Source organism: Streptomyces xanthophaeus, assembly GCF_030440515.1.
Taxonomy (GTDB): Bacteria; Actinomycetota; Actinomycetes; order Streptomycetales; family Streptomycetaceae; genus Streptomyces; species Streptomyces kutzneri.
This window is the reverse complement of record NZ_CP076543.1, coordinates 6,623,591-6,644,200: the sequence shown is the minus strand read 5'-3', so window position 1 is coordinate 6,644,200 and position 20,610 is coordinate 6,623,591. Positions and strand designations below refer to the sequence as shown.

Here is a 20,610-nt window from a genome sequence, read left to right as displayed (position 1 = left end):
CGCGCCCTTCCCGCGTTCCCCGTTCCGCCGCGGCCGAGTCCTCCCTAGACTCGGCCGCATGCTGCGCGTACTGGCCGTCGACGACGAGAAGCCGCTCCTGGAGGAACTCCTCTACCTGCTGCGCTCCGACCCCCGGGTGCGCAGTGCGGAGGGTGCCTCGGACGCCACCGAGGCCCTGCGCCGGGTCACCCGGGCTCTGGAGTCCGGCCCGGACGGGGCCGACGGCATCGACGTGGTGTTCCTGGACATCCACATGGCCGGGCTGACCGGGCTGGACATCGCGCGGCTGCTGGCCGGGTTCGCGCGGCCACCGCTGATCGTGTTCGTCACGGCCCACGAGGGTTTCGCCGTACAGGCCTTCGACCTGAAGGCCGTGGACTACGTGCTCAAGCCCGTGCGCCCGGAGCGGCTGGCCGAGGCCGTCCGGCGGGCCTGCGAGCAGCTGGGCCGGTCCGAAGAGGGCCCCGCGGCCGCGGTGGCGGCCGCCGACGCCCCGGTGGCGGGCGTCCCGGCCGTGCCGGCGCCGCGCCGCCCGGTCGCCGAGGTCACCGTCGCCGATCGCGCGCCGGACCAGATCGCCGTCGAACTGGGCGGGGTCACCCGCTTCGTGGCGATCGCGGACATCTCCTACGTCGAGGCGCAGGGCGACTACGCCCGCCTGCACACCGACGAGGGCAGCCACCTGGTCCGGATCCCGGTGTCCACGCTGGAGGAACGCTGGGCGGCGCGCGGGTTCGTACGGATCCACCGCCGTCATCTGGTGGCGCTTGCGCGGATCGACGAGCTCCGGCTGGAGGCCGGGACCACCAGTGTCCGGGTGGGGGCGGCGGAGCTCCAGGTGAGCCGCAGGCACGCACGGGAGCTGCGGGATCTGCTGATGCGGCACGCGACCGGCTGAAACCGGCCGCGCCCAGGCCGTCGCCCGGCCGCCGCCCAGCCCTCGCCCGGCCGTTCCCCGGCCGCCGCCGGGCCGCTCGCCCCCGACCGTCCGGCGCTCGTTGGCGCCGTTCGTCGCGCCGCAAGGGGCGTACGGCGATCCGCCGGAGCCGTCGGCCGCACCGCCGCCCGATCGGCCCTCGGTGCCGTCGCCCCTCTCGTATCGTGGATCTTCCGGCGCGGGAGGAGCGAGATGTCCGAGATCCAGGCGCTGGTCGACGCCCTGAGCGGGCTGCCCCGGTCCCGGCCCGCCGGGCCCGCCGAGGCCGAGGTCCTGCTGGCCCGGCTGCGCAGCGCCGCCGCCCGCTGGGCCGACATCCTGTACGAGGCCCGCGAGGGGGTCCGCGAGCAGGTTCCGCCGCGCGCGGAGGCCGCCCTGACGCTGGCGTTCCGGCGCGCGGAGGAGTCGTACGTGGAGCTGGAGATCGCCCTGCGCGACTGCGCGGAGCACCGCGACCCGGCCCGCTGACGGAGTCTCGGGCGGGGCGGATCCGATGGCTCCGGTGGGTCCGAATCGAGCCTGTCGCCCGGTCAGGGGGCGTGCGTAGACTCCGGACACCCCCCTCCAGCCGAAGGACGCCCGGTGAACCAGACGTACGCGCTGACCGCGGTCGCCGTCGTCGTCCTGGTCACGGTCCTGGTCGGTGCGCTGGGCCTGCGGATGTCGCGGACCACGTCCGACTTCTACGTCGCCTCGCGCACGGTGGGGCCCCGCCTGAACGCGGCGGCCATCAGCGGCGAGTACCTGTCCGCCGCGTCCTTCCTCGGGGTCGCCGGGCTGGTACTGCTCCAGGGGCCCGAGATGCTCTGGTACCCGGTGGGCTACACCGCCGGGTACGTGGTGCTGCTCGTGCTCGTGGCGGCCCCGCTGCGCCGCTCGGGCGCGTACACGCTGCCGGACTTCGCGGAGGCGCGGCTGGAGTCGCTGGTGGTGCGCCGGATCGCGGTGCTGTTCGTGGTCGGGGTCGGCTGGCTGTACCTGCTGCCGCAGTTGCAGGGGGCCGGGCTGACGCTGGAGATCCTGACCGGGGCCCCGCACTGGGTCGGCGGGCTGGTCGTGGCGTTCGTGGTGACGGTGGCGGTGGCGTGCGGCGGGATGCGTTCGGTCACCTTCGTGCAGGCCTTCCAGTACTGGCTGAAGCTCACGGCCCTGCTGGTGCCGGCCTTCTTCCTGATCGCGGCCTGGGCCGGGGACGGCGCGCCGCGGGCGACCTTCGACGCGCCGGCCGTCTTCCGGGAGCACACCTCGGTGACGGTCGCGGAGGACGTGCGGCTGTCGGTGGCGCGTCCGCTGACGGTGACGGTGACCGGGCAGGTGGACGGGCGCGGTTACGTGTCGGTGCCGCTGACCCTGGCCGCCGGTGAGCATGCCGTACGGGCCCACGCGCGGCTGGAGTTCGCCGCGGACACGCCGGTCCCGGACACCCGGGCCGAGGCTCGGCCCGGTGTGTCCACCTGGACGGCGGCGACCTCCGGCGGGCTGCGCGAGTACCGGCTGTACGCCACGTACGGGCTGATCCTCGCGACCTTCCTCGGCACGATGGGCCTGCCGCACGTCGCGGTGCGGTTCTACACCAGCCCCGACGGGCGGACCGCGCGGCGCACCACGCTGGTCGTGCTCGCGCTGGTCGGCGTCTTCTACCTGCTGCCGCCGGTGTACGGGGCCCTGGGCCGGATCTACACCCCCGAGCTCGCCCTGACCGGCGACGCGGACGCGGCGGTGCTGGTGCTGCCCGGGCGGATGGTCGGCGGGGTGCTCGGCGATCTGCTGGGCGCGCTGCTGGCCGGGGGTGCCTTCGCGGCGTTCCTGTCGACGGCGTCGGGGCTGACCATGGCGGTGGCGGGGGTGCTGCACCAGGACGTGCTGCCGGCGCGGGGGGTGCGCAGCTTCCGCTCGGCGGCGGTCGTGGCGATCCTGGTGCCGCTGGCCGGGAGCGTGGCGGCGACGCAGGTGCCGGTGGCGGACGCGGTGGGCCTGGCCTTCGCCGTGTCGGCGTCCTCGTTCTGTCCGCTGCTGGTGCTGGGCATCTGGTGGCGGGGGCTGACCCCGCCGGGTGCGGTGGCCGGGCTGGTCACGGGCGGCGGGGCGGCGCTGGGCGCTGTGCTGGCGACCCGGGCCGATCTGGCGCCGCCGGGCTGGACGCACACGCTGCTGGCGTGGCCGGCGGCGTGGTCGGTGCCGCTCGGGTTCCTGACGATGGTGGCGGTGTCGCTGGCCACCCGGTCGCGGATCCCGGCGGGGACGGCGGCGACCCTGGCCCGGCTGCACCTGCCGGAGGCCGTGGCCGGGGAGCGGGCGGGAGGTCTGCGGTGACCGGGGTGGCACCGGCGGTCCTGGCGTTGCCGGCGGTGGCGGGTGCGGTGCTGCTGCTGGGTGCGGGCTGGGTGGCGGGCCGCCGGCACGCCCTCCGGGGGGAGCGGGCGGCCGGGATGGACCTGGGGACCCCGGTGGAGCGGGCCACCTTCCACACCCTGCACACGGCTTCGCTGGCCGCTCCCCCGCTGCGCGCCGGGCTGACGGAGGACGCCGCCCGCAAGGCGGCCCGGCGGCTGCGGTCGCTGCTGGGCACGGAGGCGCTGTGCCTCACCGACCGGGAGTCGGTGCTGGCCTGGGACGGTCCGGGCGCCGACCACCATCAGCGCCGGGCGATGGCCCGGGTGGCGGTGATGCTTGCATCGGGGCGCAGCCAGAGCGTGCGGACCGAGTGCCAGCGGGCCGACTGTCCGCTGAAGTGGGCGGTGGTGGCTCCGCTCACCGGCGAGGACGGCGTGCTGGGCGCGCTGGTGGCGTACGGCTCGCGCGAGTCGGCGGTGCTGGTGCGGGCCGCGACGGAGGTCGCCCGGTGGGTGTCCGTGCAGCTGGAGCTGTCCGAGCTGGACCGGTCGCGGACCCGGCTGATGGAGGCGGAGATCAAGGCGCTGCGGGCGCAGATCTCCCCGCATTTCATCTTCAACTCCCTGGCCGCGATCGCCTCGTTCGTCCGGACGGATCCGGAGCGGGCCCGGGAGCTGCTGCTGGAGTTCGCGGACTTCACCCGGTACTCCTTCCGGCGGCACGGTGATTTCACCACGCTGGCCGACGAGTTGCGCTCCGTGCAGCAGTATCTGGCGCTGGCCGGTGCCCGGTTCGGCGACCGGCTGAAGGTGACCCTGCAGGTGGCGCCGGAGGTGCTGCCGGTGGCGCTGCCCTTCCTGTGCCTGCAGCCTCTGGTGGAGAACGCCGTGAAGCACGGGCTGGAGGACTCCACCGAGGAGTGCCGGATCACGATCACGGCGCGGGACGCGGGCGCGGAGGCGGTGATCACGGTGGAGGACAACGGGGTCGGGATGGATCCGGCGCTGCTGCGCCGCATCCTGGCCGGGGAACACGGAGGTTCCTCCGGGATCGGGTTGCCCAATGTCGACGAGCGGATCCGTCAGGTGTACGGGGACGCGTACGGTCCGGTGATGGAGACGGGGGTCGGGGCCGGCATGAAGGTCACCCTGCGCATTCCCAAGTACCGTGTGGGCGTGCACAGTTCACCGTCAGGACATCAGTCTCCGCGGCTCTGAGGGCCCGCCGGCGTGGCATCCTGTGACCGGCGCGACGTGACCGGAGGGATCGCCGACGTGCGGGTCGGGCGAGAGCAGCAGCGTGACGAGTTACGGGAATGGGTGCGCGGGGGTGCGGAGGGCCGCGGAGGCCTGCTGATCGTGGAGGGCGAGCCCGGCGCGGGCCGCACCGGATTCGTGCGCGGCGCCCTGAGCGCGGCGGCGGCGCTCGGCTGCCGGGTGCGGTACGCGGCGGCCGACGCCCTCGGGGCGGAGCTGCCGCTGCGCGCCGCGCTGGACTGCCTGCACCCCGGGGGCCCGGACCGGGCGGCCGCCGTCGCACTGCTGCGGGAGGCCGAGGGGGCGGCGCGGCCGGGCGGTGCGCTGCTGGCCGCGATGGACCTGCTGACGGCCCGGGTCGAGGAGTGGTGCGCGCGGCGGCCGCTGCTGCTGGTGCTGGACGACGCGCACTGGGCGGACCCGGCCAGCCTGCTGCTGTGGCAGCGCCTGGCGGGCTGGGCGGTGGCGGGCCGGCTGCCGCTGCTGCTGGTGGTGACCCGACGGCCGCTGCCGGGCCGGCCCGAGCTGGAGCCGCTGTGCGCGACGCCGGGCGGGCGCACGCTCCGGCTGGAGCCGCTGTCCACGGCGGAGACGGACGAGCTGGTCCGGGACCTGCTGGGCGCGGAGCCGGGCCCCCGGCTGCGGGAGGCGGCGCGGCAGTCGGGCGGCAACCCGCGCCTGCTGCGGGAACTGCTCGCGCAGTGGTCCGGGGTCCTGCGGGTCGAGGGCGGAAGAGCGGAACTGCTGCTCCCGGAGGGAGAGTTGCCGCCGCCGCCCGCCTCCGTGACGCGGGAACTGGCCTGGCTGTCGGGGCCCGCGCGCACCGCCCTGCGGCACGCGGCGCTGCTCGGTGCGGCCTTCACCGTCCGCGAGCTGGCCCTCGTACGGGGCAGGCCCGCCCGGGAGTTGCTCACGGAACTGGCAGAGCCCCTGGCGGCCGGACTGCTGGCGGACGCCGGCGGCGGCCGGCTGTGCTTCCGCCACCCGGCGCTGCGGTCGGCGCTGTACGCCGAGACCCCCGAGGCCCTGCGCACGGCCCTGCACCAGGACGCCGCCCGGGCCTTCGCCGAGGCGGGACTGCCCGCGGCCCGGACCGCCGAACAGCTGCTCGGCGGCGGCCTGCTGACGCCCTGGGCGGTGCGCTGGCTGGCGGACTCGGCCCCGGCGCTGATCGCGGGTGCCCCGGGTGCGGCGGCCGAGCTGCTGGAGCGGGCCATCGCGCAGGGCGGCCCGTGGGACCGGGAGACCCGGGACGCGCTGGAGGAGCGGCTGGCGGACGCCGCGCTGCTGCTGCGCCGCCCCGAGTCGGTGGAGCTGCTGGCCGCCCTGCGGGCCCGGTCCACCGACCCCGGCCGACGGGCCGCGGTCGACTTCAAGCTGGTCTCCGCCCTGATGATCCAGGGCGACATGGCCCGCTCCCTGGCGGTGACCGAGCGGGCGCTGGCGGAGGAGTTCCCGTCCGTCGCCCTGCGGCTGCGCCTGGAGGCCTGCCGGGTACTGGCCCTGGCCGATCTGCACCGGGCTGCCGAGGCCCACGCGCTGGCGGGGCCGGTGGTGGCGGCCGCGCGGCGGCTGCGCGATCCGCTGTGCGGGGCGGAGGCCCACCACGCGGCGTCGTACGCCCTGTTCCACCTGGGGCGCGGCCGGGACTCGCTGCGGCACGTCGCGGAGGGGATCGGATGGGCGCGGCGGAGCCCGGAGGCCGACGACATGCGGTTGCTGCTGCTGGCGAACCAGGCGGAGGGGCACATGCGCTTCGACGAGCCGGTGGTCGTGGCAGCCGCGCTGGAAGAGGCGCGGGAGCTGGCCGCGGCGACCCGTTCGACCGGGCGGCTGGTGGTGACGGAGGCCCGGCTCGCCGAGTTCCACTACCGGCTCGGCGACTGGGACGGGGCCCTGGCCGGCCTGACGCGGGCGGACCGGCTGCCCGTCTCGGACGGCTGGCTGCCTGTGGTGGTGCACGGGCTGCGGGCGCTGGTGCTGGGCCACCGGGACGAGCGGGAGGCGGCGCGGGCCGAGCTCGCGGACCTGCCGGCGGACGCCTTCGCCACGCCCACGGCCCGCCGCTACGCCTCCCACGTACTGCTCGCGCGGGCGCTGCTGGCGGAACGGGACGGCCGGCCGTCCGACGCACTGGGCGCGCTGCTGCCCGCGCTGGCGGAGGGTGCGGAGGAGGAGACGGTGTACGAGCGCCCCTGGGTGCTGTCGGAGATCGTCCGGCTGGCGCTGGAGTGCGGGGAGAGTGCCACGGCCCGGGCGGCGGTGGAGTGCTGCGCGCGCTCGGCGCGGGCACTGGCCGACTATCCGGGGCCGGCGCTGGCCCTGCTGCGCTGCCGGGGGCTGTTCGCGCAGGATCCGGAGCTGCTGGAGCAGGCGGTGGCGCGCGGTGAGCGCGGCGGATGGCCGCTGGTGCTGGGCCAGACCCTGGAGGACCTCGCGGTGGCGCGGGCCTGGCACGGGGATCTGGCGGGGGCGCGGTCGGTGCTGACGCGTGCGGTGGCGGTGTACGAGGGTCCGGGTGCCCGGTGGGACATCGCCCGGGCCGATGCCCGGCTGCGGAGCCTGGGGGTGCGCCGGGGCAGCCGGTCGGCTCGGCGCAGACCGGCCAGCGGCTGGGAGGCGCTGACCCCGGCCGAGCTGAAGGTGGCGCTGCTGGTGGCGCAGGGCCGGTCGAATCCGGAGATCGCGAGCGTGCTGTTCCTCTCGCCGAGGACGGTGCAGACGCACGTGTCGCACATCCTGGCCAAGCTGCAGGTCCGTTCGCGGGCGGCGGTGGCGGCTCAGGCGGCGGCGCGGCCACCGGGCGCGGCGGGCACGCCGGGTGCGCCGGGTCCGTAGCCGGGCATGGCGGCGCGCAGGGCCCGTAAGGCGTAGTGGGTACGGGACTTCACGGTGCCGGCGGGCACTCCGAGCTCCGCGGCGGCCTCGCAGACGGAGGCACCTCGGTAGTAGATCTGCACGAGCACGGCGCGGTGCTCGGGGCTCAGCAGTCGCAGGGCCCGTCGGACGTCGAGGGTGGCGACGGCCTGTTCGGTGTGGTCGTCGGCGGCCGGGGAGAGGTCGAGGGCGTCGGGCCCGACCTCGGCGGGCCGCACCAGGCGGGCCCGCCGGGCGTCGATGGCGAGGCGCCGGCCGACGGTGTAGAGCCAGGGCCGCATGGAGGTGTGGCCGCTCTCCAGGGCCTCGGGGTGGGTCCAGGCCCGGAAGAGCGTCTCCTGCAGGAGGTCCTCGGCGCGCTGGCGGTCGCCGAAGGTGAGGCCGAGGAGGAATCCGTAGAGGGCCTTGCCGTGCTCGCTGTGCAGCCGGGCGAGGGCGTGCGGGTCGGTTCTGGTCACGGGGTGCCCCTTCCAGGTCGGGTCACCTCAGCGTGACGGCCCGATGCCCCGGAGTTATCCGCCGCTTGGCGTATCCGGACCCGTCCTGCGCCGAACGGTCCCCCGGTGCGCCGAACGGTCGTGCGGGCTGCCGCTGCGCGGGGCCTTCCCCACCCCGCCCTTCCACCGTTCCTCGGCGCCCCGCCCCGGCAGCGGTGCCGCATGCGGGAACGCCCGTGGCCCTGGGCCGTCCACCAGGGGGACGGCCCAGGGCCACGGGACGGAAGGAACTAGCTCCAGCTGGCGTGCAGCGGCTTGCCCTCGGCGTAACCGGCGGCGGACTGGATGCCGACCACGGCCTTCTCCTCGAACTCCGCGAGGGAGCCGGCACCGGCGTAGGTGCACGAGGAGCGGACGCCCGCGATGATCGAGTCGATCAGGTCCTCGACGCCCGGGCGGGTCGGGTCGAGGAACATGCGCGAGGTGGAGATGCCCTCCTCGAACAGGCCCTTGCGGGCCCGGTCGTAGGCCGACTCCTCGCTCGTGCGGTTCTGCACCGCGCGGGCGGAGGCCATGCCGAAGGACTCCTTGTAGAGGCGGCCGTCGGCGGACTGCTGGAGGTCGCCCGGGGACTCGTACGTACCGGCGAACCAGGAGCCGATCATCACGTTGGACGCGCCGGCGGCCAGCGCCATCGCCACGTCACGCGGGTGACGGACGCCGCCGTCGGCCCACACGTGCTTGCCGTACTTCTTCGCCTCGGCCGCGCACTCCAGCACCGCGGAGAACTGCGGGCGGCCGACGCCGGTCATCATGCGGGTGGTGCACATGGCGCCGGGGCCCACACCGACCTTGATGATGTCCGCGCCGGCGTCGATGAGGTCCTTGACGCCCTCGGCGGCGACGATGTTGCCCGCCACGATCGGGACCTGCGGGTCCAGGGCGCGGATGGCCTTGATCGCGCTGATCATCGACTCCTGGTGGCCGTGCGCCGTGTCGATGACGAGCGTGTCCACGCCCGCGTCGAGCAGCTGCTTGGCCTTGGCCACGAAGTCGCCGTTGATGCCGACGGCGGCCGCGATGCGCAGCTTGCCGTTCGCGTCGGTGGCCGGGGTGTAGAGCGTCGCGCGCAGGGCGCCCTTGCGGGTGAGGATGCCGACGAGCTTGCCGTCCTTGTCGACGGCCGGGGCCAGCTTGCGGTGGCCGGCGTCGAGCTGGTTGAAGGCCTCGCGGGCGTCCATGTCGGCGTCGATGAGCAGCAGCTCCTTCGACATGACCTCGGAGAGCTGGGTGAAGCGGTCGACGCCGGTCAGGTCGTGGTCGGTGACGACGCCGACCGGGCGGCCCTCGGCGTCGACGACGACTCCGGCGCCGTGGGCGCGCTTGGGCAGCAGGGACAGCGCGTCGGCGACCGTCTGGGTGGGCGCCAGCGTGATCGGGGTGTCGAGCACGAGGTGGCGGGTCTTCACCCAGGAGATGACGTCGGTGACGATCTCGATCGGGATGTCCTGCGGGATGACGACGATTCCGCCGCGGCGGGCGACCGTTTCGGCCATCCGGCGGCCCGCGATGGCGGTCATGTTCGCCACGACGAGGGGAATGGTGGTGCCGGTTCCGTCGGGGGAGGACAGGTCGACACCCTGACGGGAACCGACCGCGGAGCGGCTCGGCACCATGAACACATCGTCGTACGTCAGGTCGTACGGCGGCTTCAGGTCATTGAGGAAACGCACGTGCTGAACATCCCAGTCGATCGAAGGATCCGTCTACGCCCCGGCAGGACAGCCGGGGAAACGCACGTACTTCATTCTCCCACGACCTGGCGTTCACGCCGCCCGGGCTGATCGTCCAGGACGGACCGGGCCGGATGGTCGTTTCCTACGGGACCTTGGTCCCGGCGGGCCGGGTCCGGCGGTGGACCGGGCCGTGCCGCCGGGCCAGCGGGAGCACCGATCCGCCGTGCCGGACGGCCGTGAACTCGGCGGCTATGGCCAGCGCGGTCTCCTCGGGGGTGGCGCCGCCGAGGTCGAGTCCGATGGGTGAGCGCAGGCGGGCCAGGGCGGAGTCCGTGACGCCCTGGGCCCGCAACCGTCTCTCGCGTTCGGTGTGGGTGCGCCGCGATCCCATGGCCCCCACGTAGCCCAGGGGCAACCGCAGGGCCAGTTCCAGCAGCGGTATGTCGAATTTGGCGTCGTGGGTGAGGACGCAGACCGCGGTACGGGAGTCCAGGCGGCCCGCGTCCCATTCGGCGGCCAGGTGCCGGTGCGGCCAGTCGACGACGACCTCGTCGGCGTCGGGGAAGCGGGCCCGGGTCGTGAAGACGGGCCGGGCGTCGCACACGGTGACCCGGTGGCCGAGGAAGGCGCCGATCCGGGCGAGGGCCGCGGCGAAGTCGATGGCCCCGTAGACGAGCAGCCGGGGCGGCTCGGCGGCCGATTCGACGAGGAGGGTCAGGGGCTCCCCGCAGAGCCCGCCGGCCGTGCCGAGCTCGGCGGTGCCGGTGCGTCCGGCCAGCAGCAGCGCCCGTACCTGCCGGGCCGCGGCCCGGTCCAGGTCGGGGCCGCCGGCGAGCCCGCCCTCGTAGGTGCCGTCGGCGTGCACGGCGAGGGCCCGGCCCAGCTGGGACGGCGGTCCGGAGACCACCCGGGCGAGTGCGGCCCGGGTGCCCCCGGCGGCGGCGTCGAGCACCGAGCCGAGCACGGGCCGGACCGGGTCGAGCCCGCGCACCGGGGTGACCAGCACGTCGAGGACTCCGCCGCAGGTCAGGCCCACGGCGAAGGCGTCGTCGTCGCTGTAGCCGAACCGGTGCAGGCCGCCTTCGCCGGAGGCGATGGCGTCCAGGCACAGCTCGTGCACGGCGGATTCCACGCAGCCTCCGGAGATGGAGCCGAGCGCGGTGCCCTTGTCGTCGACGGCGAGGGAGGCGCCGGGGCCGCGGGGAGCGCTCCCACTGACGGCGACGACGGTGGCGAGTGCGAACTCCCGCTGCGCGGCGCACCACGCGCGTAGCTCGTCGGCTATGTCGAGCATCAGCGGATGTACTCGCGGCGCGGGGTCTGTCCGGGCAGGTGCGGTCGCGGCGGCAGGACGGCCGGGGTCGCCGGCCGGGCTGTGGCCGCTCTGGGCGGTGCGGCGGTCGCGGCGGCCGACCGGGTGGGTCCGGGGTATCCGTCGGGTATCGGCGGGCGCGCGCCGAGCAGTTTCGCGGCGTGGGCCACGCTGGCGAGGGTGGCGTGGTGGTGCCAGCCCCGGAAGGAGCGGCCTTCGAAGTCCCGGATGCCCACGGGTTCGCAGGTCTCGGCGAAGTCGAGGGAGACGCGGTCGGTGAGCTTGGCGAGCAGGAAGAGCTGGGCGAGCGGCCGGTCTCCGATGTTGGTGATCCAGAACTCGGAGGGCAGCAGCGCGGTTTCGGTCCAGGCTCCGACCAGCAGCAGCGGGGTGGGCGGCGCGGGCACGGGGCGGTCCTCGCAGGGGGTGGCGAAGATCGAGGCCGAGGTCAGCAGGGTCACCGCGCCCTCGGCGCGGCCGTGCCGGGTCCATTCGACGACGCGGCGCTGGGAGCGCAGGGAGTCGATGAGCTCGCGGGCGGGGGCGGTGTGCGGCCCGGGCTTGTACCGGCCGGCGCCGCCGAAGGAGACGGGCAGTGAGCCGTCGACCTTGAAGACGAAGGGGATGTCCTGGAGGGTGAAGGACTCGATGCTCTGGGGGAGGTCGCCGTTGGCGACCTCCATCACCACGGGCCGGCGCTGGAGTTGCCAGCCGGCGGCCATCCGCTGGACGGCGTTCACGGCGTCCTGGGCGGGCGTGAGGGAGCGGGCCGTGTCGGGGATGCCGGCCCGGCGGCGGCGCAGGAGTTCGCTGGTCCAGGGCCCGGGGAGGGTGAGGGTCCATTCGACCGGGAAGCTGGCCTCGCTGGAGGCGAGCCAGATCCCGCTCGCCTGCTGACAGTTGGCGGTGCGGCCGAGCTGGGGGACGAACTGCCGGCCGACGCCGACGGAACGGTCCCCCGCCTTCTCTATGACCATGGGCTGGAGCACCCAGGCCAGGGGGCGCTGTGCGGTGCGTTCGAGGTGCTGGGCGAGGGAGCGGCGGACCGGGGTCCAGTCCCAGGGGGACTTGCTGATGAACTGCTGGAGGCTCTGCTCGACGGAACTGGCCCCTGTTCCGGCGATGTTACGAATTGTTTTCTTCCCGGTGGTCCGCACCAGACCGTTCAGATAAACGCGGGCCCAGTTTCGCTGGTCCCGCCGGGGTAATGATTCGAAGAGAAGAGAGATCAGGACGTCGATCAATTCGGAGATTTCCGTCGTGGAATCCTCCGGCAGGACTACGCGAGCCATCTGGGCCTCCCCCGCGACCAGCTAGATCCAATACCCTACTTGACCGTACAGAACGGCCGTAGGCCCCGGCGGCTACTTCCTGAGGTCGCTGGCAGAATCGAGCCGCTCTTCCTCTACCACGAGGGGGATGGGGATCTGGTTCGCCGCATAGTAGATCGCGATCAGGAAGTGGGCGACAAGTGTGAGTGGTGCGGAGTAGAAGGCCAGCAGGACGGTGAGGGGGTACGCGATGGCCCCGAGGCCGAAGCGCACCCGAGTGGCGCGTGCGCCCTCCTTGTCCACCTGCTCGTGGAAGAGGTGGCCGACCCGGGTGACGTACCACCAGAAGGCCAGGAACGCCAGGGCGTAGGCCACGGTGACGCCGCTGTAGAGGACGGCGGCGGCGTTGGCGGAGCCGCCTTCCTCCATGAGGTGCTCGGCGAGGACATTGGTGGTGTACGGGACCACCGATACCACCATCAGCACCAGGAGATTCAGGAACAACAGGGGGCGGTCCACCCTCCTGAGGTGACTGAAGATGGTGTGGTGATTCACCCACATCACGCCGATGATGAGGAAACTCACGACGTAGGCGGCGTAATGGGGCCACTGTTCCCGGACTCCATGCCAGAACTCCGAGCCGGTTTCTTCCGGAACCTTCAATTCCAGAACAAGGATTGTGATGATGACGGCGAATACGCCGTCACTGAATGCCTCGATCCGCCCGGTTTCGCTTTCCATTGCCTCCCCTTTGCCGCTTCTTGCATATATGCAGCCCGCGCGCGTCATGCCACACATACGGGGAGGGCGCTGCGGCGCCCTCCCCGCACACGCTACCCAGATTCCGGCCTTCAGCTGCCGAATCCGGCTGTCTGGCGCCAGATTCGGCCATCGCGGACGACAAGTGTCCCGAACGCGTGCTCCGGTTCACCGTTCAGGTTCATGATCGCCCGGTAGAAGATGGTGTCTTCGGTCTCGATGTACTCCTGGAGTTCCACGAGCGAGGGCTTCACCGTGAGATAGCCGGTGAACGTCTCGCGAACGGCTTCGATCCCCACCGAGGCTCCTTCGAAGCGCAGCAGCACGGCGTCGTCGGTGTAGTTCTTCATCACCGCCTCGATGTCCAGGGCGGCCAGCGCCTCCATCTGACGGACGAACACCGGGTGCAGCTTGGAGATGTCGTACTTGGCCATGTCGACTCCGTTTCAACGGGGAGAGGTGCCCACGATGGGTTCCGTTTCGGGTGTTGTCGCAGGTGAGGCGCAGGACTGGGCGCTGCCGGCGAAGGGCAGCCGCACGACCATCCGGGTCTCACCGGGACGCGAGCGGGCGGTGATCGACCCGTGGTGGCGCTGGGTCACGATGCGGTAGCTGAGGTGCAGCCCCAGTCCCGTGCCCTTGCCCACGTCCTTGGTGGTGTAGAAGGGTTCGAAGATCCGCGGCAGGGATTCGGCCGGGATGCCGCGGCCGGTGTCGGCGATCTCGACGACCATGCAGACGCCTTCGGCCCGGGCGCGCAGGGTCAGGACGCCGGCGCCCTCCATGGCCTCGGCCGCGTTGTCGACCAGGTTGGTCCACACCTGATTCAACTCGCTGGGGTAGCCCGTCAGTTCGGGCAGGCCGGGCTCGTACTCACGCACGATGCTGATGCCCGCGAGCTTGGAACGCAGGACGACCAGCGTGTTCTCCAGTCCGTCGGGCACCGCGAAGCGCTGTTCGGGCGCCCGGTCGAGGTTGGCGTAATCCCGGGTGGCGGCGACGAGCTGGGAGATCCTGGGACCCGCGGCCCGGAGCTCCGCCGCGAGCGAACGGATCTCCAGCAGCGCCGCCAGGTGGTCCAGGGCCGGGGCGAGGGCCGGCTCCCCCACGCCTTCCAGCCGCTCCAGCAGCCAGCCCAGCTCCAGCCCGAGGTCCGCGACCCCGGATCCGAGCAGGCCGGGCCGTTCGGTGCCCGCCTCCTCGGCCCAGTCGGCGATCTCCTCCTCGGCGTCGGCCTGGGCGAACGGGTCGGTGGTCACCGGCGGCGGCAGCTTGTCCAGTTCGTCGGCGAGCCGGTCGAGGAGCGCGCGCTCGGCGCCCGAGGCGGCCGCACCCCAGGCCTGGGCGGTACGGGTGAGCCGGTCCAGGGCCGGGGCCAGTTCCTGCGCGGCCCGGGCCACGGCCGCCGCCGGGTTGTTCAGCTCGTGGGCGAGCCCGGCGGCCAGGGTGCCGAGCGCCTCCACGGTGGCCCGCTTGCGGGCCTGCACCTCGGAGGACTTGATGCGCCAGGCCAGTACGGGGATCAGTACGGCGGCCACCCCGTGGCAGCGGGTCAGCATCTCGAAGAAGACCGGCTTCGGGTAGGCCACCACCGTGGTCGAAGGGCCGCTGGCGGCCGCGGTGGCCACGTAGGAGCCCTCGGTCAGCAGGGGCAGTTCGCCGGTGAACCGGTGGGCGGCGGACGGCTTGCCGTCGTGCTCCTCGGCAGCGGCGCTCTCCTCCTCGGTGGAGTGCCGGGTGAGCACCTCCTCCCGGCCGTCGACGACCTTGGTGACGACCAGCCCGCCCGAGAGCAGGACGTGGAAGCTGGTGGCCTCCTCGCCGTCCCGGAAGAGGACGTCGCCGTCGGCCAGGATCCGGGGCTCGGACACCGAGACCAGCCAGTCCAGCTGCTCCTCGGTGATCCCGGCGAAGATCTCCAGCTCGCGCAGGGCCGACCGCAGCTCCGGGCCCTTCATGTCCGCCGCGTTCACGCCGCACTCCCCTCGGCCCGGGTACGGGCGGCCAGTCGCAGGGTGGCCAGCAGGGCCAGTGCGCACACGCCGGCCACGGCGGCCATGAAGCCGACCGACGTGCGGTGCAGCCCGTGGATGTTGGTGAGCATCCCGGCGAGGACCGCCGGCACGCTCATCGCGAGGTACGCGAAAACGTATACGGCGGCGGTCAGTTCACCGCGGTGCGCCGGCTGCGCGAGCGTGCTCAGCGCGCGGAAGGAGCCGAGGAACGCGGCGCCCCAGCCGCTGCCGAGGACGGCCGTGGCCACGAGGAACACCGCGGCCGAGCGGATCCCCAGCGCGACCAGCACCAGGCCGAGTCCGGCGAGGAGGCCGAACAGGCCGAGCACGGCGGTGCGCAGCGCCTCGGTGCGGCCGAGCATCAGCTGGGCGGCGGTGGCGGCGCCCGCGAGCAGGGCGACGGTGGCCCCGCCGACCAGGTAGTTGGTGGACTCCAGCAGCGACAGCGCCAGGTGCGGGCCCAGCGAGAGGTAGAAGCCGCCCACCGACCAGACCGCGACGATGGTCAGGACGAGGACGGAGAAGCGGCCGCGGGCGTCCGCCGGTACGCGGATCCGGTGCGGGACCACCCGGAAGCGGCCGCCGGCGCCCGGTGCGCTCTCCCGCATCCGGACCACCCCCACGAGGGTCACGGCGAAGGCCCCGACCAGCAGCAGGTAGCTCAGCACGGTCGGGGCGGGCGCGAACTGGACGAGGAGTCCGGCCCCGATCCCGCCGAGCCCGATGCCCACCGTGGGCCCGGCGCTGTTGACCTGGGCGCCGAGCGCGGGCCTGGACGCGGGGCTGAGTTCCAGCAGGGCCGCGCCCATCGCCCCGGTGGCCAGGCCCACGGCGAGCCCCTGGACGGCACGGGCGGCCAGCAGCAGCCCGAGACCCTGGGCCCCGGCGAACAGGACCATCGAGACCATGGCCAGGACCAGTGCGCCGCCCAGCACCGGGCGCCGGCCCAGGGTGTCGGAGAGGGAGCCGAACAGCAGGAGCCCGGCGAGCACGGTGACCGCGTACAGGGCGAAGACCACCGTGATCGTGCCGGAGGAGAGCCCCCACCGCTGCTGGTAGAGCACGTAGAGGGCGGAGGGCACGGAGGAGGAGAGCATCAGCAGGACGAGGACCGCTCCCACCACCCAGAAGCCGGAGCCTCTGGGCGCACTGGCCGCGTGCGCGGCTGGGTGCACGGTTACCCCCGTGGTCGTCTCGGATGTGTCGGCCACTGCGTCACTCAACTCCCCCGTGATGGGGCCCGTGCCGGGCCCCGTGGTGTGCCCTTCTCGGGCTATCGGTCGAAAGCCTGCTCGGCCCTCTGCAAGGCTCGGGCCGTGAGAACCCCCACGAGATGACCCAGATATTCGGCCGAGGTGCCGCGCCCGGGGACGAAGAGCTCCCTGGGTTCGGCGCGGAAGGCCGCGAGCACGGCCTCCGTGCCGTACGGGCCCCCGCGCAGGCGGTCCTCGACCCCGCGCAGCCGCAAGGGCCGGGAGGTGGCCCCGGTGACGGCGATGCGCGGCCCGCCGGGGGTGATCCGTACGGCGGTGGCGCACACCGGGTAGCGGGTGGCGCGGTCGGCGGTCTTCTCGAAGGCGGCGGCCGGGCCGGCGGCCGGCACCAGCAGCGCGGTGAGGACGGTACCGGCGGGCGCGCTGCCGGCGGCGAACTCCTCGGCCGTCAGGGTGGAACGCCCCCCGGGGCCGGCCAGTTCGACCGCGGCGTCGGCGGCCATGGCGGCGACCGGCAGGTCGGTGGCCCGCCCGGTGGCGGCGAGGTTGCCGCCGACGGTGCCGAGGTTGCGGACCTGCGGGTCGCCGTTGGCGCGGGCCGCGGCGGCCAGTTCCGGGGCCTCGGCGAGCACCAGCGGGTCGGCGGCGAGCTCGGCGAGCGTGGTGAGGGCCCCGATCCGCAGCCGGGTGCCGTCGGGCGTGCGCGAGATGCCGCGCAGCTCCTCCAGCCGCCGGATGTCGACCAGGAGCGCGGCCCGGTCGGCTCCCGCGCGCAGGTCGGGCAGCAGGCTCTGGCCTCCGGCCAGGATCCGGGCGCCGCGCGTCCCGGACAGCAGGGTGAGCGCCTCGTCGAGGTCGGCGGGCCGGACGTAGTCGAACTCGGTGAGGATCACTGGGCTTCCCCTCTCAGGCGGCGCCAGACCTTCTCGGGGGTGAGGGGCATGTCGATGTGCTGGACGCCCAGGTCGGACAGGGCGTCGACGACGGCGTTGACGACGGCCGCGGCGGGCGGGACGGTGGCGATCTCGCCGGCGCCCTTGGCGCCGAGCGGGTTGTGCGGGCTGGGCGTGACGGTTTTGTCGAGCGTGAAGAAGGGCACGTCGGCGGCGCGCGGAAGGGCGTAGGTGGTCAGGTCGGAGCTGACGAGCAGGCCCTGTTCGTCGTAGACGGCGGCCTCCATCAGGGCCTGGCCGAGGCCGTGCGTGATGCTGCCCTCGATCTGGCCGAGGACGATCTTGGGGTTGCCGATGTGGCCGGCGTCGTCGACGGCGGTGTACGACACCACCTCGGTCTCGCCGGTCAGTTCGTCGATCTCGACGACCGCGACGTGCGTGCCGAAGGGGTAGTTGAAGTCCGGCGGGTCGAAGTGGGTGGTCTCGTCGAGGGCGGGTTCGATCTCCGCGGGCAGCCCCCAGCCGTACCACATGGACATCGCCAGCTCGGCGAAGGTCTTGGTGTTCTGCTCGTTGCCCTCTTCGTAGACGCGGCCGCCCTCGTAGACGACCTTGTCCTCGGGGACCCCGAGGAAGACGGCGCCGGCCCGGATCAGCTTGCTCTTGATCTTGCGGGCGGTGAGGGCGACGGCGGGCGCGGCCATGCTGTAGGAGCGGGAACCGTAGGTCCCCTGCCCGTACGGGGCCTTCTGCGTGTCGCCTTCCAGGACCTGGACGGTGTCCGGGTCGATGCCGAGCTCGTCGGCGGCGACCTGGGCGAAGACCGTGCCGTGGCTCTGGCCGGTGGAGGCGGACCCCACGATGACGGTGACCTCGCCGGTCGGGTGGACGCGGATGTTCGCGCTCTCCCAGGTGCCGCCGAGCATGCCCTCCTGGGACATCCGTGTGGAGGGGCCGACCCCGCAGATCGCGACGTAGGTGGCGAGGCCGACGCCGAGCCGCTTGCCGCGGGTGCGGGCCTCGGCCTTGCGGGCGGGCATGTCGGCGTAGCCGGACAGCTCGATGGCCTTGTCGAAGTTCAGCTGGTAGTTCCCGGAGTCGTAGGTCCAGCCGAGGCCGTTGTCGTACGGGAACTTCTCCTTCGGCACCAGGTTCTTGCGGCGGACGGCCGCCGGGTCCATGCCGATCTCGGAGGCGTACCGGTCGACGAGGCGCTCCATGAGGAAGGCGGCCTCGGCGCGTCCGCTGCCGCGCTGGGCGCCGAGCGAGACGGTGTTGGTGAAGGCGGCGTAGACCTCGCAGAAGGCGGCGTCGATGTCGTACATGCCGCTGATGGAGCGGCCCATCAGGGCGGTGGCGACACCGGGGCCGATGGTGGAGGGGTACGCGCCGAGGTTGGCGTAGCTGGTGCAGCGCACGGCGGTGATCCGGCCGTCGCGGGTGCCGGCGAGCGTCACGTGCTGGCGGTGGTCGCGGCCCTGGACGGTGGAGTTCATCAGCCCGGTGCGGGTGTCCACCCACTTCACGGGCCGGCCGAGCGCCTTGGACAGCAGTAGCACCAGCGCCATGTCCGGGTACAGGTACCCCTTGGTGCCGAAGCTGCCGCCGACGGTCGGGGCGATCACCCGGAGCTTGTTGAAGGGGATGCCGAGGACCAGCGCCGAGAGCAGGAAGCGGTGGTTGTGCGGGCCCTGGGTGGAGGCGTAGAGCGTGTACTCGCCGGTGGCCGCGTTGTAGTCGCCGACGGCGCCGCGCGGCTCGATGGGGCTGTTGATGGTGCGCTGGTTGACCAGGTCGAGCTCTACGGTGACCTCGGCCTCGGCGATGGCCGCGTCGGTGCGGTCCTTGTCGCCGCAGGTCCAGTACGCGTTCAGGTTGCCCGGGACGGCCTCGTGCAGTTGCGGCGCGCCTTCGGCGAGCGCCTCGTCGGCGCGGGTGACCACGGGCAGCGGCTCGTACTCGACGGCGATGGCGGCGAGCGCTGCGGTGGCCTGGCGCGGGGTCTCGGCGACGACCACGGCGATGGGGTCGCCCACGTGGCGCACGGTGTCGCCGGTGAGGACCGGGCGGGCGCCGGGAAGTCCGTAGGGGTGGGGCGGGAAGTGGCTCTCGACGCCGCCGGGGATCCAGATGCAGGGCAGCGGCATGACGTCGGTGAAGTCGGCGGCGGTGGCCACCTTGAGCACGCCGGGCAGCTGCTCGGCGGCCTTGGTCTCGATGGAGAGGATCTTCGCGTGCGCCACCGGGCTGCCCAGGATGGCCATGTGGGCGGTGCCCGGCAGGTCGATGTCCGCCACGTACGTGGCCTCGCCGCGCAGCAGCTGCGGATCCTCACGGCTGTCCAGCGGCTGTCCGAGGACGCCGTTCCCCGTGGCCGGGGCCTCCCCCGTCACTGCGGTCATGTCCCTCACACCTCCTGTCCGGCAGCGGTGGACGCGGCGACGGCGGCGGGCTCGGCAACACCGGTGGGCGCCTCGGCCCGGGCGGCCGCGCAGGCGCGCTGCACGCCCCGTACGACGCTGTGGTAGCCGGTGCAGCGGCAGAGGTTGCCGGTGAGCCACTCGCGGATCTCGGGTTCCGTGGGGGCCTCGCCGCCGGCGGTGGAGTCGACGAGTTCGCCGAGGGCCATGACCATGCCGGGGGTGCAGAAGCCGCACTGGGTGCCGTGCTCCTGGCGCAGGGCCTCCTGAAGGCCGGACAGTTCACCGCCGCGGGTGGTCTCGCCCTCGATGGTGGCCACCTCGCCGCCGGCGGCGGAGACGGTCAGGACCAGGCAGCTCTTGACGGACCTGCCGTCGAGCCGGACGACGCAGGTGCCGCACTGGCCGGTGTCGCAGCCGACCTTCGTGCCAGTCAGGCCGAGGCCGTCGCGGAGCCGTTCCACGAGCAGTTCGTTCGGCTGCGCCGAGAACTGCTCGGGTCTTCCGTTCACATTCAGCGTGATATCCATGCCAGCGCCTGCGCTTCCGTGAGCGGCCGGTTGAAAAGGGGCCCGCCGGGCTGTTGGAGAATTCCTCCGGAGTGCAGCGGGCCGGTGTCCACGGGTGCGAATCCCAGATCCGTGATGATTCCCGCGACGATTTCCTTCGCTTTCGCGTCGTCGCCCGCGGTGAAATGCGCCAGGCGTTCTCCGGGGGCGGTGCCGGCGACGGCGAGGGTTTCGAAATGCATGGTGTTCAGGGATTTGACCACCTGGGCGTCGGGGTACCACTCGGCGACCAGGTCGCTGGAGCCGCGCCCGCCGAGGTCGGCGGGGGTGCCGGGGCCGCCGAACGCGTTCGTGGCGTCCACCAGCACCTTGTCCTGCACGGCGTACGGCGGGAGCAGCCCGCGGACACGTTCGAAGGGCACCATCAGCACCAGGAGTTCGGCCCGGTCGGCGGCCTCGGCGGGGTGCGCCGCCGAGGCCGCCCGTCCCAGCTCGGCCACGAGCGGGCCGAGGGTCTGCGGGCCCCGGGCGTTGGCGAGGACGACCTGGTGGCCTGCCGCCACGAGGATCCTGGCCAGGATCGAGCCGATCCGCCCGGTGCCGATGATGCCTGTCCGCATTGCCGCTCCTCGGGAATGGG

General features: G+C 73.5%; 17 protein-coding genes. 5 read left to right on the top strand and 12 right to left on the bottom strand.

Annotated elements, in window-relative coordinates; translation table 11 throughout:
* Positions 1-58 precede the first annotated feature (58 nt).
* The 5 genes from KO717_RS29735 (at position 59) to KO717_RS29715 (ending at position 7,365) form a co-directional block, all read left to right on the top strand.
* Positions 59-898, top strand: coding sequence for a LytR/AlgR family response regulator transcription factor (locus KO717_RS29735; RefSeq protein WP_301372432.1), 840 nt, complete (start codon positions 59-61; stop codon positions 896-898).
* A gap of 231 nt (positions 899-1,129) precedes the next feature.
* Complete coding sequence (locus KO717_RS29730) at positions 1,130-1,405, top strand: hypothetical protein (protein WP_301372431.1); 276 nt, start codon at positions 1,130-1,132, stop codon at positions 1,403-1,405.
* Positions 1,406-1,519: 114 nt separating this feature from the next.
* Positions 1,520-3,250, top strand: coding sequence for a sodium/solute symporter (locus tag KO717_RS29725; protein ID WP_301372430.1), 1,731 nt, complete (start codon positions 1,520-1,522; stop codon positions 3,248-3,250).
* A complete protein-coding gene (locus tag KO717_RS29720) occupies positions 3,247-4,488 on the top strand; it encodes a sensor histidine kinase (protein WP_301372429.1) in 1,242 nt (413 codons plus the stop codon). The genes KO717_RS29725 and KO717_RS29720 overlap by 4 nt, the downstream gene beginning before the upstream one ends.
* 57 nt (positions 4,489-4,545) lie before the next feature.
* Positions 4,546-7,365 (top strand): helix-turn-helix transcriptional regulator, encoded by a 2,820-nt coding sequence (locus tag KO717_RS29715; protein WP_301372428.1) that lies wholly within the window; start codon positions 4,546-4,548, stop codon positions 7,363-7,365.
* On the opposite strand, the gene KO717_RS29710 is transcribed toward KO717_RS29715, so the two are convergent.
* From KO717_RS29710 to KO717_RS29655, 12 genes are all read right to left on the bottom strand, one after another.
* Positions 7,308-7,862: a sigma-70 family RNA polymerase sigma factor gene (locus KO717_RS29710; RefSeq protein ID WP_301372427.1), complete on the bottom strand. Its 555-nt coding sequence runs from the start codon at positions 7,860-7,862 to the stop codon at positions 7,308-7,310. The genes KO717_RS29715 and KO717_RS29710 overlap by 58 nt on opposite strands.
* Before the next feature lie 269 nt (positions 7,863-8,131).
* Complete coding sequence (locus tag KO717_RS29705) at positions 8,132-9,595, bottom strand: GuaB1 family IMP dehydrogenase-related protein (protein WP_301374847.1); 1,464 nt, start codon at positions 9,593-9,595, stop codon at positions 8,132-8,134.
* Between the two features lie 124 nt (positions 9,596-9,719).
* Positions 9,720-10,871: an XdhC family protein gene (locus tag KO717_RS29700; RefSeq protein ID WP_301372426.1), complete on the bottom strand. Its 1,152-nt coding sequence runs from the start codon at positions 10,869-10,871 to the stop codon at positions 9,720-9,722.
* Positions 10,871-12,181 (bottom strand): IS701 family transposase, encoded by a 1,311-nt coding sequence (locus KO717_RS29695; RefSeq protein ID WP_301372425.1) that lies wholly within the window; start codon positions 12,179-12,181, stop codon positions 10,871-10,873. The genes KO717_RS29700 and KO717_RS29695 overlap by 1 nt, the downstream gene beginning before the upstream one ends.
* Before the next feature lie 72 nt (positions 12,182-12,253).
* Positions 12,254-12,901 carry a TMEM175 family protein gene (locus KO717_RS29690; RefSeq protein WP_301372424.1) on the bottom strand — a complete coding sequence of 216 codons (648 nt, stop codon included), beginning with the start codon at positions 12,899-12,901 and terminating at the stop codon, positions 12,254-12,256.
* A 110-nt stretch (positions 12,902-13,011) separates the two neighbouring features.
* Entirely contained in the window at positions 13,012-13,353 is a 342-nt protein-coding gene (locus KO717_RS29685; RefSeq protein ID WP_301372423.1) for a nuclear transport factor 2 family protein, read from the bottom strand.
* Positions 13,354-13,365: 12 nt separating this feature from the next.
* Complete coding sequence (locus KO717_RS29680) at positions 13,366-14,892, bottom strand: ATP-binding protein (RefSeq protein ID WP_301372422.1); 1,527 nt, start codon at positions 14,890-14,892, stop codon at positions 13,366-13,368.
* The gene (locus KO717_RS29675; protein ID WP_301372421.1) at positions 14,889-16,145 is read right to left on the bottom strand and encodes an MFS transporter; all 1,257 of its coding nucleotides are present in this window, start codon (positions 16,143-16,145) and stop codon (positions 14,889-14,891) included. Before KO717_RS29675 ends, KO717_RS29680 begins: the two co-directional genes overlap by 4 nt.
* 62 nt (positions 16,146-16,207) lie before the next feature.
* Positions 16,208-17,041, bottom strand: coding sequence for an FAD binding domain-containing protein (locus KO717_RS29670; protein WP_301372419.1), 834 nt, complete (start codon positions 17,039-17,041; stop codon positions 16,208-16,210).
* Entirely contained in the window at positions 17,038-19,443 is a 2,406-nt protein-coding gene (locus KO717_RS29665; RefSeq protein ID WP_301372418.1) for a xanthine dehydrogenase family protein molybdopterin-binding subunit, read from the bottom strand. Before KO717_RS29665 ends, KO717_RS29670 begins: the two co-directional genes overlap by 4 nt.
* Positions 19,444-19,448: 5 nt before the next feature.
* Positions 19,449-19,973, bottom strand: coding sequence for a (2Fe-2S)-binding protein (locus KO717_RS29660; protein ID WP_301372417.1), 525 nt, complete (start codon positions 19,971-19,973; stop codon positions 19,449-19,451).
* Between the two features lie 2 nt (positions 19,974-19,975).
* On the bottom strand, positions 19,976-20,590 hold the full coding sequence (locus KO717_RS29655) for an NADPH-dependent F420 reductase (protein ID WP_301372416.1): 615 nt from the start codon (positions 20,588-20,590) through the stop codon (positions 19,976-19,978).
* Positions 20,591-20,610: the final 20 nt, after the last annotated feature.

Bases quoted from the DNA above. Each gene is read 5' to 3' on its own strand.
- KO717_RS29695 (WP_301372425.1), bottom strand. From the start codon at position 12,181: ATGGCTCGCGTAGTCCTGCCGGAGGATTCCACGACGGAAATCTCCGAA.
- KO717_RS29690 (WP_301372424.1), bottom strand. From the start codon at position 12,901: ATGGAAAGCGAAACCGGGCGGATCGAGGCATTCAGTGACGGCGTATTC.
- KO717_RS29685 (WP_301372423.1), bottom strand. From the start codon at position 13,353: ATGGCCAAGTACGACATCTCCAAGCTGCACCCGGTGTTCGTCCGTCAG.
- KO717_RS29700 (WP_301372426.1), bottom strand. From the start codon at position 10,871: ATGCTCGACATAGCCGACGAGCTACGCGCGTGGTGCGCCGCGCAGCGG.
- KO717_RS29665 (WP_301372418.1), bottom strand. From the start codon at position 19,443: ATGACCGCAGTGACGGGGGAGGCCCCGGCCACGGGGAACGGCGTCCTC.
- KO717_RS29730 (WP_301372431.1), top strand. From the start codon at position 1,130: ATGTCCGAGATCCAGGCGCTGGTCGACGCCCTGAGCGGGCTGCCCCGG.
- KO717_RS29735 (WP_301372432.1), top strand. From the start codon at position 59: ATGCTGCGCGTACTGGCCGTCGACGACGAGAAGCCGCTCCTGGAGGAA.
- KO717_RS29655 (WP_301372416.1), bottom strand. From the start codon at position 20,590: ATGCGGACAGGCATCATCGGCACCGGGCGGATCGGCTCGATCCTGGCC.